Annotated in this window: 13 protein-coding genes; 8 read left to right on the top strand and 5 right to left on the bottom strand. The window is 72.1% G+C overall.

The genetic code is table 11. The features are described 5' to 3' along the window. Positions 1–7: 7 nt before the first annotated feature. Positions 8–748: an ABC transporter ATP-binding protein gene (locus WMF31_RS29255; RefSeq protein WP_436605096.1), complete on the top strand. Its 741-nt coding sequence runs from the start codon at positions 8–10 to the stop codon at positions 746–748. A 40-nt stretch (positions 749–788) separates the two neighbouring features. Here WMF31_RS29255 and WMF31_RS29250 read toward each other — a convergent pair whose 3' ends face one another. The 3 genes from WMF31_RS29250 to WMF31_RS29240 all read right to left on the bottom strand — a co-directional run bounded on the left by WMF31_RS29250 (position 789) and on the right by WMF31_RS29240 (position 5,053). Next, positions 789–2,882 (bottom strand): FAD-dependent oxidoreductase, encoded by a 2,094-nt coding sequence (locus tag WMF31_RS29250; RefSeq protein WP_436605095.1) that lies wholly within the window; start codon positions 2,880–2,882, stop codon positions 789–791. A gap of 120 nt (positions 2,883–3,002) precedes the next feature. After that, positions 3,003–4,046, bottom strand: a complete 1,044-nt coding sequence (locus WMF31_RS29245) for an arginine N-succinyltransferase (protein WP_436605094.1) — start codon at positions 4,044–4,046, stop codon at positions 3,003–3,005. A gap of 161 nt (positions 4,047–4,207) precedes the next feature. Beyond that, positions 4,208–5,053, bottom strand: a complete 846-nt coding sequence (locus WMF31_RS29240; RefSeq protein WP_436605093.1) for a shikimate dehydrogenase — start codon at positions 5,051–5,053, stop codon at positions 4,208–4,210. Between the two features lie 47 nt (positions 5,054–5,100). Here WMF31_RS29240 and lepB point away from each other — a divergent pair, with 47 nt between their 5' ends. Next, positions 5,101–5,835: a signal peptidase I gene (lepB, locus tag WMF31_RS29235; protein WP_436605092.1), complete on the top strand. Its 735-nt coding sequence runs from the start codon at positions 5,101–5,103 to the stop codon at positions 5,833–5,835. Positions 5,836–5,895: 60 nt separating this feature from the next. Here the strand turns inward: lepB and ftsH are convergent, their stop codons facing one another. Then, positions 5,896–7,692 (bottom strand): ATP-dependent zinc metalloprotease FtsH, encoded by a 1,797-nt coding sequence (gene ftsH, locus WMF31_RS29230; RefSeq protein ID WP_436605091.1) that lies wholly within the window; start codon positions 7,690–7,692, stop codon positions 5,896–5,898. Positions 7,693–7,994: 302 nt separating this feature from the next. Between ftsH and WMF31_RS29225 the strand changes: the two genes are divergently transcribed. From WMF31_RS29225 to WMF31_RS29215, 3 genes are all read left to right on the top strand, one after another. Beyond that, positions 7,995–8,501: a hypothetical protein gene (locus WMF31_RS29225; protein WP_436605090.1), complete on the top strand. Its 507-nt coding sequence runs from the start codon at positions 7,995–7,997 to the stop codon at positions 8,499–8,501. A gap of 123 nt (positions 8,502–8,624) precedes the next feature. Continuing rightward, the gene (locus tag WMF31_RS29220) at positions 8,625–8,867 is read left to right on the top strand and encodes a hypothetical protein (RefSeq protein ID WP_129346401.1); all 243 of its coding nucleotides are present in this window, start codon (positions 8,625–8,627) and stop codon (positions 8,865–8,867) included. A 2-nt stretch (positions 8,868–8,869) separates the two neighbouring features. Beyond that, entirely contained in the window at positions 8,870–9,538 is a 669-nt protein-coding gene (locus tag WMF31_RS29215; RefSeq protein ID WP_436605089.1) for a sigma-70 family RNA polymerase sigma factor, read from the top strand. 57 nt (positions 9,539–9,595) lie between these two features. On the opposite strand, the gene WMF31_RS29210 is transcribed toward WMF31_RS29215, so the two are convergent. Further along, positions 9,596–10,021: a hypothetical protein gene (locus WMF31_RS29210; protein WP_436605088.1), complete on the bottom strand. Its 426-nt coding sequence runs from the start codon at positions 10,019–10,021 to the stop codon at positions 9,596–9,598. 200 nt (positions 10,022–10,221) lie between these two features. On the opposite strand from WMF31_RS29210, the gene WMF31_RS29205 reads away from it, so the two are divergent. The 3 genes from WMF31_RS29205 (at position 10,222) to bfr (ending at position 12,159) form a co-directional block, all read left to right on the top strand. Then, entirely contained in the window at positions 10,222–10,986 is a 765-nt protein-coding gene (locus WMF31_RS29205; protein WP_436605087.1) for an SDR family oxidoreductase, read from the top strand. Between the two features lie 292 nt (positions 10,987–11,278). Further along, positions 11,279–11,497, top strand: coding sequence for a (2Fe-2S)-binding protein (locus WMF31_RS29200; RefSeq protein WP_436605086.1), 219 nt, complete (start codon positions 11,279–11,281; stop codon positions 11,495–11,497). Between the two features lie 191 nt (positions 11,498–11,688). Continuing rightward, the gene (gene bfr, locus WMF31_RS29195) at positions 11,689–12,159 is read left to right on the top strand and encodes a bacterioferritin (RefSeq protein ID WP_436605085.1); all 471 of its coding nucleotides are present in this window, start codon (positions 11,689–11,691) and stop codon (positions 12,157–12,159) included. Positions 12,160–12,336 lie beyond the last annotated feature (177 nt).

The following is a 12,336-nucleotide window of genomic DNA, read 5'->3' as shown; positions in this document are numbered from 1 at the left end:
TCACCCCATGTCCACTCCGCTCGTCGTCGTCGAAGATCTCCGCAAGACGTTCGTCCACATGGGGCGCGAGCTCCACGTGCTCTGCGGTATCGATATCGTCATCAACCAGGGCGAGGTCGTGGCGTTCGTGGGCCCCTCGGGCGCCGGAAAGAGCACGTTCCTCCACTGCATCGGCACGCTGGACGTCCCGACCAGCGGCCGGATCCGCCTCGGCAACGACGAGCTCACCGGCCTCTCGGGCGCGCGGCTCGCGGCGATCCGGAACCGGACGATCGGCTTCGTCTTCCAGTTCCACCACCTCCTGCCCGAGTTCAACGCGCTCGAGAACGTGATGATGCCCGGCCTCATCCAGGGCAAGACGCGGCGTGAGATGGAGCCTTTGGCCACGGCGCTGCTCGCGGAGGTCGGCCTCGCGGCGCGCACGACCCACCGGCCTGGCGAGCTGTCCGGCGGCGAGCAGCAGCGCGTGGCCCTGGCGCGGGCGCTGGTCCTCTCGCCGAAGCTGATCCTCGCGGACGAGCCGACGGGCAACCTGGACACCACGACGAGCGGCTCGATCCACGAGCTCTTCTTCGAGGTGAACCGGCGGCACGGCACGACCATCATCGTCGTGACGCACAACCTCGGCTTCGCGGAGTCGATGCCCCGGGTCGTCACGATGCGCGATGGGCGCATCGAGAGCGATCGACGCAAGGAAGAGGCGGAGCGGCCGCTCCCCGCCGCCGAACCGGCCACGGCCACGGCCTGACGGGCGGGGCCTCGGTCTCGCGCCGCCGGGTGGAGGGGCGTCAGCTCGAGAGCCTGTCGCCGATGATCTCCGCGGCGCGGAGCGACATCGCCATGATGGTCATCTGCGGGTTCACGCCGAGCGACGACGGGATCGCGCTCCCATCGCACACGTAGAGCCCCGCCACGTCGTGCGCCTGGTGATCCGGCCCGACGCAGGACGACCGAGGATCGACGCCGACGCGGCACGTCCCGAGCGGGTGGAACGCGGCCACGTCGAGATCTCCCGCCTTGATGCGCCGCGCCCTCAGCCGCTCCAGGTCCCCGGGGCTGTTCACCTCGTCGCACCCGGCCACGAGCGGCAGGACGCGCCGCGCCCCCGCGGCCAGGAACACCTCGCAGAGCAGCTCGATCCCGCGCTGCATCTTCGCGACGTCCTCCTGGTTCATCGTGTAGAGCAGGAGCGGCGAGCCGCCGGGCCCGAGCCGCACTTCCCCGCGGCTCGTGTCCTTGATCATGAACCCGAACGTCGCGAGGCGCGGGTACTGCTCCATCAGCTCCGTGAAGCGGCGCCCCGTCCAGGGCACGGCGAGCGCGGCCACGTCGAAGGGGAGCGAGCCCCCCTCGAACATCAATCCCTCGTCGGCGAAGTGGTCGATCTGGTAGCCCTGCGGGATGCCCTGCCACTGATCGATCCGGTCGTCGAACAGCGCCATCACCTTCGAGGCCGGGTGGATCGAGAGGTTCTTGCCCAGCATCCCGCTCGTGAGGCACGCGCCGCTCCGGCGCAGGAGCAGTGGCGTCATGAGCGCGCCCCCGGCCACCACGACGGCCTCGGCCCTGACCACGAGCCGCGGCCGTCGCTTCGCGCCCGTCCTCGCCCGGCCGCCGTTGCGCCCGTCGCCCCGGCCTTCGCCCAGCACCGCGGTCGCCCCGCGCGCGCGGCCCGCCACGATGTCGATCGTCCTCACGCGCGCCGCCGTGATGAGCTGCGCGCCGCGCTTCAGCGCCTCGGGCACGTAGCTCACGTCGGTCGAGCGCTTCGCCCCGGTGGGACAGCCGAAGCAGCAGACGCCCTGCCCGTCGCAGCCCGGCGCGTTGCGCGGGAGCGGCCCGTGCCGGTAGCCGAGCCGCTCCGCGCCGCGCCGGATGATCGGCCCGATCGCCCCGAGGTGCAGCGGATCGGCCGGGGTGACCTGGAGCATGCGCTCGACGCGCTCGTAGTAGGGTGCGAGCCCCTCGGACGAGAACTCCGCGGGCAGCCCCATGCCGCCTCGCCATGACGCGAAGGTGCTCTCCGGCGCCCGGTAGCAGGTGCCCGAGTTGATCACGGTGCTCCCCCCGACCGCGCGCCCCGAGAACACCGGGATCCCCACGTTGCCGAGCGCCATGTCGAGCCCGTGATTCCGGTACATGTCCCGGTAGGCGCGCGCGGGCCGCCCGCTGAAGCTCGAGCGGCGATGGTAGTCGCCCTCCTCGAGCAGGAGCACCGCGTGCCCCCGCGACGCGAGCTCGTAGGCCGCGGCCGCGCCGCCGGCCCCGGTGCCGATCACGAGGACCTCGCACTCGAGCTCCATGTCCTCCTCGATCTCGCGCCCGTTCGTCACCTGCGCGAGCCAGCGTGGCGCCTCGTCGCGGACCGTGGGCAGCTCGTAGCGGCAGCCGACGTGCTGGAACATCTCGGGCCGGTCGAAGTGGAGGAACCTGAGCGGCGTGAGCACGGCGCGCAGCAGCGAGCGCAGCGCCAGCGCGCGGCTCTGCTCGAAGCCGCGGAGCACCTCCATCCGCTCCTCGAGCGGCAGCGCCGACAGCGGCCGGAGCCGCGTCGGCAGCGGGGCGAGCTCCATGGCCCAGAGCGCCGCGCGCAGCCCCTGCGCGAGGTGCGGCGGGATCGACGAGAGCCACGCCGCGAGGCGGCTGGCCGTCGCGGCGCCCCCGCCGTCGAGGAAGCGCCCGGGCGGCATGGCCGCCTCCGCGAGCGCGGCGGCGATGCGCACCTCGCGCCCCGAGAGCCCGGGCTCCTCGCCCCGGCTGCCCCCTTCCGCGGGCGCGCGCTCGGCGCCGGTCTCGCTGTCCTGCTTCGCCGTCCCCGGCCAGAGCCACCTCCGCTCCAGCGCGGGCAAGCGCCCGAAATCGAGGTCCAATCCCAGGGTCATCGTCGCCCGAACCCCCCTGTGATAACTTCTGTTATTTCTGTAGCAACAGAATGTTCGAAACGCAAGACAGCTCGACCGCTCGCCTTGGCGCGCCCGGGTCAGGCGCGCGGCGCCGCCCGGCTACGGCATGGGGAGGACCCAGACCGGCGAGAGGGGCTTCAGGCCGAGGTGCTCCCAGGCGTCCTCGGCGATCGCCAGGGTGCGCTGTCCCTCCTCGCGGAAGCTCGCGGTGACCGCGCGGAAGTAAGGCGGCTCGGGGTCCTCGAGCGCGATGATGCCCTTCGGATCCGAGGGGCTCGGCGTGAGCGGCCGGCCGGCCTTGGCCCGCCGCGTGTCGCTCACGAGCGAGATCTCGTCCATGTGGGCGGTGAAGTGCGGCCCGCCGTCGAACGGATCGACCCGGTGGGCGTAGCGGAAGCCGATGCGGCGCAGGAGCTTCTCCACCCCCCGCGTCTGCGCGCCCACCTTGCCGATCACGCGCTGCGCGTCGTCGGGCAAGAGCGTCGCGTAGATGGTCCCCTCCGGGAAGAGCCCCTTGATGAACTCCTTGTTCTTCTTGGAGAGCAGATCGGCCTCGGCGTAGCTCATGCCGGTGAATTTGCGCCCGAGCGCCTCCCACAGGTGGCTTGTCCCGTCGGGCTCGAGCGGGGGCATCAGCTCGGCCAGGATCTCTTCCTGGAAGAGCTCCTGGCGCGCGGCCATGTAGAGGAAGCGGACATAGGAGATCATCGTGCCGAGCCTGTCGGGCCCCTGCCGGTACTCGGGCATGAGCACGAGTCCACCGATCTCCGTGGGGCCATTGTACGAGTAGCCGATGCGCAGCACGGTATGGTGAAAGTGCTTGTCGATCGTGGCCGAGTACTTCTCCTCGTCGAGCACGTCGAAGTAGATGTACGGCACGCCGCGCCGGCCGAGCTGCGCGATGATCATCGAGGTCCCGACGATCGTCCCCCGCTCGCCCTTCGTCAGGTCGACGAGCACGAAGACGTACTGGCGCAGGCGAGGGTCCTGGATTGCCCCGCTGAAGCTCCTGTGGCTCTCGGCGACGATCTCGTGGATGGCGTCACGGTTGTTCGGCAGGTTCACCGAGTTCAGGTGGCGCGCGACATGGAGGAGCTGCTCCTCGTCGCCGGTCACGGCTGCGCGTATTTCATACGAGATCATCGCCGCAAGCGTACGCGCGGGGCTCGCCCTCCGCCATTGTCGAGGCGCCGGCGCGCGAGGGGTACAACCGACGTCGCGAGGTCTCCGCGTCTCCTCGTCGCCGCGCGCCGCCCGGCCACGGGCGGGTCGGGCGGCGCGGCCGCGGCCCGGGGCGGCGCGCGTCAGCCGAGCTGAGCCCTGAGCGCGGCGTCCATGGCGTCGAGCGGCGGCTCTCGCCCGGTGTACAGCCGGAACTGCTCCGCCGCCTGGTGGAGGAGCATCCTCCCGCCGTGAACGGCCGTCGCGCCGCGCCGCCGCGCCGCCTCCACGAGCTCCGTGCGCATCGGCTTGTACACGATGTCCATCACCAGGAGATCCTCCCGGAGCGCCTCTTCCGGGATGGGGCTCCGCGGATCGACCTCGGCCATGCCCCGCGAGGTGGCGTTCACGAGGACGTCGTGGTCGGGCGACAGCGCCTCCGGGCCGAGCGCCACGGCCGTCCCGCCGATCGCCGCCGCGAGCGCGCGCGCCTTCTCGAGATCGCGGTTGGCGACCGTGACGGACGCGCCGCGCTCCGCGAGCCCGAACGCGACCGCGCGGGCAGCGCCGCCGGCGCCGAGGAGCAGCGCCCGCGCGCCCGCGAGCGGCCTCACCTCCTCGAGGGCCCGGACCGCGCCGATCCAGTCCGTGTTGTGGCCCTTGAGACACCCGTCGTCGTTGACGATCGTGTTGACCGCCCCGATCCGGGCCGCGACCGGATCGAGCTCGTCGAGCAGCGGAATTACCGCCTGCTTGTAGGGCATCGACACACCGAGGCCGCGAATTCCGAGCGCCCGCATCCCGCGCGTCGCGCCTTCGACATCGGTCACCGCGAACGGGATATAGGTAAATTCGATCCCCAGCGCGCGGTAGCCGGCGAGGTGCATGGCGGCCCCTGTCGATACCGGATGACGCGAGATCGATCCGCAGAGTGTGAGGCGGCCCAGTACCTCGGAGCGTGATGCAGTCGATGAAGCGTAGCCGTGCATGCAGCGAAGCTGGCTTGTCTCGAGCGCGGATGCTAGCTCCGCGTGCGATGACCGAGCCCGGCTCCCCCCGGCCGGCGGCGGAGGCCGCGACGGCGTGCCTCCAGCCCGTCAAGGCTGGCCTTTGGTACCCGCGACCCGATCGCGCGCTCGCGCTGCGCGCTTATCAGACCTGCGCGCCGGTCGGGCGCCGCTTGCTCAAGATCCTCGCCGTGCTCGCGATCCTCACGCTGGGTCGCTCCACGCTCGCTGACCAGTACCACGTGCCCACCGGCTCGATGTGGCCGACGATCGTCCCGGGCGACCGCATCCTGGTCGACAAGAGCGCTTATGGGCTCCGCGTCCCGCTCACGGGTCGCTACCTGATCGAGCGCGACGGGCCCCGCGCCGGCGAGGTGGTGCTGTTCGCGGATCCGCGGGGCGGCTCGACCCTGCTCGTGAAGCGCGTGATCGCGCTCCCTGGCCAGACGGTGATGCTCCGGCGAGGCGTGCTGTACGTCGACGGCGCGGCGCAGCCGCTCGAGCAGCTCGAGGACGGCACGATGGTGGAGCACCTCGGCGGGGTCACGCACGCGGCGGGCGAGCGCGACATGGTCGCGTTCGGGCCGGTCGTCGTGCCGCCGGACCACCTCTTCGTGATGGGCGACAACCGCGCCGCCTCGCTCGACAGCCGGGAGATGGGCGCGGTGCCGAGGTCGCTCCTCCGCGGCCGTGTGCTCAGGGTGGTCTACCACCACGACGCCGGGGGCCTCGATCTGTCGCGCGCGCTGCTGAGCGTCGACTGACGACCGCGCGGCCGGCGTCGCGCGCGCTGACCGCGCGGCCGGCGTCGCGCGCGCCCCTCGTCATCGGCACGTCGCCATCATCGCTCGGAGCTCGTCGCCTGCCAGGGTCTCGACCTCGTAGAGCCGGGCGGCGATGCGCTCGAGCGCCGCGCGGTGCTCGTGGATCATCGCGCGCGCTCGATCCTCCGCGTCGGCGAGGATCCGCGCGACCTCCGCGTCGACCTCGCGCGCGGTCGCGTCGCTGCACTCCCGCGGCGCCGCGCCCGACGGCGCCGCGCCGCGCCCCTCGCCGAGGAACGACAGCGGCCGCCGCGGCTCCAGCGCCGAGAGCCCCACGCCCTGGCCCATCCCGAGCTCGCGCACCATGCGGCGCGCGAGATCCGTCGCGTGCAGCAGGTCGTCCTGCGCGCCGGTCGAGACGTCCCCGATGGCCTCCTCCTCGGCGACGCGCCCGCCGAGCAGCACGACCAGGCGGTCGAGGATCTCCTGCCGGCTCCACAGGTACCGGTCCTCGCGCGGCTGCTGCATCGTGTAGCCGAGCGCCCCCGGCCCGCGCGGCACGACGGACACCTTGCGCACCGGGTCCTGCGTCGGCAGCAGCGTGGCCGTGAGCGCGTGCCCCACCTCGTGGTAGGCGACCACGCGCTTCTCGCGCGCGCCGAGCCGCCTGCCGCGTCGCTCGAGCCCCGCGAGCCCGCGCTCGATCGCCGCCTCCAGATCGCGCTGGCCCACCGCGGTCGCCTTGCGCCGCGCCGCGAGCAGCGCCGCCTCGTTGACGATGTTCGCCAGATCGGCCCCGACGAGCCCGGCGGTCTGCGCGGCCACCGCGTCGAGGTCGACCTCCGGCTCGAGGAGCACCTTCCGCCCGTGCACCGCGAGGATCTCCTGCCGCTCGGCGAGGTCGGGCGGGTCGACGTGCACCCTCCGGTCGAAGCGCCCCGCCCTGAGCAGCGCGGGGTCGAGGATCTCGGCGCGGTTGGTCGCGGCGATGACGATCACGGCCGTGTGCGCGTCGAACCCATCCATCTCGGTCAGGAGCTGGTTGAGCGTCTGCTCGCGCTCGTCGTGGCCGCCGACGGAGCCGCCCAGGCCGCGCGCCTTGCCGACCGCGTCGAGCTCGTCGATGAACACGATGCACGGCCCCTTCTCGCGGGCCTGCGCGAAGAGGTCGCGCACGCGCGCGGCGCCGACGCCGACGAACATCTCGACGAACTCCGACCCGCACGCGCTGAAGAAGGGGACGCCCGCCTCTCCCGCGATCGCCCGGGCGAGCAGCGTCTTGCCCGTGCCGGGCGGGCCCACCAGGAGCACGCCCCTCGGCATGCGCCCGCCGAGCCTCGCGTACCGCTCGGGCGCCTTGAGGAAGTCGACGATCTCGGCGAGCTCGGCCTTCGCCTCGGCGCTGCCCGCGACGTCGTGGAACGTCGCCCTCGGCCCCTGCTCCTCGTAGAGCCGCGCCTTGTTCCTGCCGAAGTTGAGCGCGGAGTTGGGGACGTTCCCCGCGGCCGGCGTCCGGCGCGACAGGAAATGGATCATCGCGACCAGGCCGGCGAGCGGCAGCAGCAGCCAGAGGTGCGGTAGAAACCCGCGCTCGTCCGCGACGCGCGTGTAGGCGATCCCGCGCCGGTCGAGCTCGGCGAGCAGATCCTTCTCGGTCTGCTCGATGCGTCCGGTGCGGTATCTCCGCGGCGTGCCCGTGCTCGGAGCGGGCTCCGTTCGTCCGATGTACATGCCGTCTCGGATCTCGACCTCGACGAGCTGTCCCGTCTCCGCGAGCGAGCGGAATTGCGCGTACGGGATGCGACGGTCGGACGCCATCACCGCCTGGAACAGCAGCGCCGATCCGAGCAACAACACGAGAACAATCCAAAACGAGCGCATTCGCCGGCCTCCGCGAGGACAGGAGACGACGTTGCCGGCGAGGCCGGGCGGGTCGCCCCTGTCGCCCACCGTGTGCCTACCGTGCGTTGCCGTGCGTCTTGCACGGAGCCTGCCAAGGGCGGTCTGCACGGAGCCTGCCAAGGCGGTCCGTGCACCGTCGAGGCCAGCCGGGGCCAGGCGACGGCGAGCCCGCCATCGCAACGCCGAGCGCGTCCGGCGCGGCATGGACAGGCGGCGCGAATCGATCAACCCTCGTGCTCATGCGGAGAGTGCTTGCCTTGATCACGGGTCCTGTCTCGATAGTGCTGCTCGGGTGCGCCGGGGCTCCGCCGCCTCCGGCCGAGCAGCCCGAGCCCGCGCCGGCGGAGGCGCCCGCGCCCAGCGCAGCGCCCACGCCGGAGGCCGCCTCGGGCGCCGAGGCGCCTGTGGCGGAGCCGTCCGCGGCATCGTCCGCCCCCGAGGCGCCGGCAGCGCCGCGGCGTGACGACTCCGTGCCTGACGACTACGCGCTCATGCGTGGCGACTGCGTGGAGCTCGGCAAGCAGCTCACGGCGCTTACGCGCTCGGAGCAGGTCGCGGCGCTGAGCGCCAGGCTCACGGCGGAGCAGCGCAGCGAGACCGAGAAGCGGATCGACGCCGTCGCGGCCACGCTGGGCGAGCAGTACGCCCAGGCGTGCGAGCAGAACGTCGGCAAGCACGTGGATCCGAGATCGCTCAAGTGCGCCTTCGATGCGCGCAGCGTCAAGGCGTTCGAGGCGTGCCTCAACGGGCCGCCGTCGGAGTGACGCGCAGGCGGCGCGTCCGCGCAGGTGATGCGCAGGCGGCGCGTCCGCGCACGTGACGCATGGACAGCGCGCCTCGCGCCGGGTGACGGCGCGCGCGATGCAGATATAATGGACGCAACTTCCATGGACACGTCGCTCCTCGATGACCCCTGGATCGCGGCACAGGTCGACGCCGCCGTGGCGCCTTACGTGAGCTGCCTGCCGGCGCACGAGGTCGCGTGGATGCGCGAGCAGCTCGTGGAGGTCTTGCTGAACGACGAGGAGGCGGCCCGCCTCCTCCGGCGCGCGCACCCGCGCGAGGTGGACGAGAGCGGCGAGCGGGCGTTCGGCGTGCTCGGCGCGGCGGGGCGCGCCAAGGCGGGATAGCGGTGCGCGCGCCGGAAGATCAGCTCATCCACGAGGGGCTCGCCGTGCTCCACCAGACCGCGCGGCGCATTGCGCGTCGCCTCGGTCGCCGCATCCCGGTCGAGGATCTCATCGCGCTGGGGCACCCCGCGCTGATCGAGATCGCGAGGACCTACGACCCGAGCCGGTCGACGTTCGGCGCGTACGCCGCCACGAAGATCCGGTGGGCGATCTTCGACGGCATCCGCCGGGAGACGCGCTGGCGGTCGGCCGCTGCGCGGGCCAGCGCGCTCGCTGCGTCGGCGCGCTTCGCCGAGGGGCGCGGGGCGGACGACGACGCCGGCGCGCCGGCCACGCAGGAAGCTTACGCCGCGCGGCTCGGCGGCCTGCTCGCGGGGCACGCGGCCGCGATGGCGCTCGGCATGGTGGCGGCGCACGGCGACGTCGCCACGCTCCCCGACGCCGCGGACAGCCCAGAGGAGTGCGCCTCGCGCGCGCAGCTCGCGCAGGTGGTGCGCCACGCCGTGCGCGAGCTCCCCGAGCGCGAGCGCGCCCTCGTGGAGCGCCACTATTTCGACGGCGAGCGCTTCGATCAGATCGCGCAGGATCTCGGCATCAGCAAGAGCTGGGCGAGCCGGCTGCACAGCCAGGCCATCGAGCGGCTGGGGGAGCTCCTCCGCGCGGCGCGATGACGGCGCGGCGCCGCGGGGCGCGGCCGCTCCCGAGCGGCCGCCGCGTCGACTGGAGCGTCATCGCCGCCGGCTCTGGACCGAGCGGAGGTAGGGGGCCCGCTCCTCGTCGGTGACCGGCTCGCTGGCGATCACCCGATGATCGCGTGGGAGGAAGTTCACGAGCCGCACCGCCATGTGGTCCATCGCGATCGACATCCCGCCCTTCCGGCGAAGCTCCGCGGCCTCCTGGAAGGTGGCCACCTTGGGATCGTACGCGATCATGTGCAGGTCTCGTCCGAACGGCGGGGGCAGGTCCTCCACCTCGACGATCTTGTAGAGCCGGATCCCTCCGCTCTTCTCGGCGGCCGCGACCACGGCGCCGACGACCAGATCGTTGCCGTTCGGATCGGAGGCTGTGGGGACGGGAGGCGCGCCGCGGTCACAGGCCGGCGCGAGCGATAAGGTGCCGGCGCACACGGCGACGGCGAGCGCGATCGACCTCATGGGCCGCTGAATAACATCGATGCGACCCGTTGCAAGCGGCTTGCGGACACGGCGCCGTGGCTCGCCGCGCGCCGCGACGCCTCCCGAGCGCCGCGACGCCTCCGCGCGCCTCGCGACTCTCCCGCGCGCCTCGCGACCGCCTCGTGGTAGACGGCGCCTCCGGGACAGCGGTTGGGAGCGATCCCTGGAGGAATGCGATCATGCGACTCGAGGACACGAAATTTGTGGTCACAGGCGCCGCCCAGGGGCTCGGTCGCCACTACGCGCTGAGGCTCGCGGAGTCCGGGGGCCAGGTCGCCGCGGGCGACACGAACGAGGAGGGGCTCGCGTCGCTCGTCGAGGCGAGCAAGGGCCTCCCCGGGAAGATCCACGCGCGCCCGCTCAACGTGGCGGTGGAGGCGGAGGTCGACGCCTTCGTCCGCTTCGCGCACGACGCGATGGGCGGCCTGAACGGCCTCGTCAACAACGCCGGCATCCTGCGCGACGGCCTGCTCGTCAAGAAGGACCGCCAGACGGGCGCGGTCGTGAAGCTGAGCGCCGCGCAGTGGCAGGCCGTGATCGACGTCAACCTGACCGGCGCGACGCTCCTGGTCCGCGAGGTCGTCGCGAAGATGGTCGAGACCGAGCAGAAGGGCGTCATCGTCAACATCAGCTCCATCGCGCGCCACGGCAACCGCGGTCAGTCGAGCTACACCGCCGCGAAGAGCGCGCTCGCGGCGAACACGAAGACGTGGGCGCTCGAGTTCGCGCCGTTCGGCATCCGCGTCGGCGCCGTCGCGCCCGGCATGGTCGAGACGCCCATGACCCAGGGCATGAACCAGAAGGCGCGCGACGCCCTGGTCGCCATGATCCCTGTCGGCCGCATCGGCGTGCCCGAGGACATCTGGCAGGCCGTGCGCTTCGTGATCGAGTGCGAGTACTTCAACGGCCGCTGCATCGACGTCGACGGCGGCCTCACGATGTGACGCCGCCGCGGCGGCTCCGCCCGCCTCTCCACCGCGCGCGCACGTCCGTGGCGCTCGCCCCGTGCGTCCTCCGCCCGCCTGCCCCCGCCCAGCGGTCCGAAGTTCCCCCGTCGCTGTCCGGCATCTTCCTCGTCTTCCAGCGATCCTGAAGCGTCCGGCGCCGGCGCCGGAGGAGAGGCTGCCCGCATGGAGGCGGCTCGATCCTCCTCGGCAGAACGTTCGCGCTTGACTCGTCGATATTGAAAGCTATGTTCAATATCAAGTAAACCCGTAACCTTGTCGGGGGTTTGGGATGTACGTGTGCCTCTGCATGGGCGTCTGTGATCGAGAGATTCGCGAAGCGATCAACGAGGGGGCCTGCTCTGTTTCCGAGGTGATGGAGTGCACGGGAGCCGGCACGCGGTGCGGCTCGTGCCAGCCGACCATCGCTCAGCTCGTCGGCGATGGCGATGTCGCCTCCTCCTCCTCGCCGCGCCGCCTCGCGATGGCGCCGGTCTCCAGCGCGGCCTGATTCTTCGGGGTCGCCCCGCGGCGCTCCCCCGCGCCGTGTGCGGCGGCCGCCCTCGTCGCTTGATCCCTTCGAAATTCCTTGCGCAACTCCGCTGATCTCGCGCATTTGACCGAGGCGCTGGCGCTCCAGCCGGCGCCGCCTCGCCTGGAGGGGCGGGGCGAGCACGAGAGGCACGAGCGCGAGAGGGTCCGATGAAGGGTGCGAAAGACGTCGTCGATGCGTTGAACGAGGTGCTCGCGGGCGAGCTCGTTGCGATCAACCAGTACTTCCTGCACGCGAAGATGTGCGCGAACTGGGGCTTCGTCACCCTCGCCGCGAAGGGGCGCGCCGAGTCCATCGACGAGATGAAGCACGCCGAGGCGATCACCGATCGCATCCTCTTCCTGGAGGGCCTGCCCAACCTGCAGCGCCTGGACAAGCTTCACATCGGCCAGACCGTGCCGGAGCAGCTCAAGAGCGACCTCGAGCTCGAGTACCACGCGGTCAAGCGGCTCAACACGGCGATCGCCCTCTGCCGTGACCGGGGCGATCGCACCACCGAGGAGCTCCTGGCGGACATCCTCGCCTCCGAGGAGCGCCACATCGACTGGCTCGAGACGCAGCTCGGGCTGATCGAGAAGCTTGGCGAGGCAGCCTACCTCGCGCAGCAGATCCGCGAGTAGGGTAGGGTAGGGCACGCGCCTGCTCCGGCGGCGTGCCCAGCGGGCCTCCTGGCGGCGGAGGCGGTGCTTGACGTACGATGATCTGGACGCATGTCCAAGGCGCCGCGGCCAGCCGAGCTCGCGCGGTGACGCGCCAGCTCGGTGCGTCGGTCGTGCTCGTCGCGCCGCTCTCTTCCC

The organism is Sorangium sp. So ce1036 (genome assembly GCF_051369805.1).
GTDB classification, from domain to species: Bacteria; Myxococcota_A; Polyangia; order Polyangiales; family Polyangiaceae; genus Sorangium; species Sorangium cellulosum_F.
The sequence above is the reverse complement of the archived record's forward strand: the minus strand, read 5'-3'. Positions and strand labels throughout refer to the sequence as shown.

Excerpts from the sequence above, each read along its gene's own strand:
- WMF31_RS29255 (WP_436605096.1), top strand. The coding sequence starts at position 8 with ATGTCCACTCCGCTCGTCGTCGTCGAAGATCTCCGCAAGACGTTCGTC.
- WMF31_RS29250 (WP_436605095.1), bottom strand. The coding sequence starts at position 2,882 with ATGACCCTGGGATTGGACCTCGATTTCGGGCGCTTGCCCGCGCTGGAG.
- WMF31_RS29245 (WP_436605094.1), bottom strand. The coding sequence starts at position 4,046 with ATGATCTCGTATGAAATACGCGCAGCCGTGACCGGCGACGAGGAGCAG.
- WMF31_RS29240 (WP_436605093.1), bottom strand. The coding sequence starts at position 5,053 with ATGCACGGCTACGCTTCATCGACTGCATCACGCTCCGAGGTACTGGGC.
- lepB (WP_436605092.1), top strand. The coding sequence starts at position 5,101 with ATGACCGAGCCCGGCTCCCCCCGGCCGGCGGCGGAGGCCGCGACGGCG.
- WMF31_RS29220 (WP_129346401.1), top strand. The coding sequence starts at position 8,625 with ATGGACACGTCGCTCCTCGATGACCCCTGGATCGCGGCACAGGTCGAC.
- WMF31_RS29210 (WP_436605088.1), bottom strand. The coding sequence starts at position 10,021 with ATGAGGTCGATCGCGCTCGCCGTCGCCGTGTGCGCCGGCACCTTATCG.
- WMF31_RS29205 (WP_436605087.1), top strand. The coding sequence starts at position 10,222 with ATGCGACTCGAGGACACGAAATTTGTGGTCACAGGCGCCGCCCAGGGG.
- WMF31_RS29200 (WP_436605086.1), top strand. The coding sequence starts at position 11,279 with ATGTACGTGTGCCTCTGCATGGGCGTCTGTGATCGAGAGATTCGCGAA.
- bfr (WP_436605085.1), top strand. The coding sequence starts at position 11,689 with ATGAAGGGTGCGAAAGACGTCGTCGATGCGTTGAACGAGGTGCTCGCG.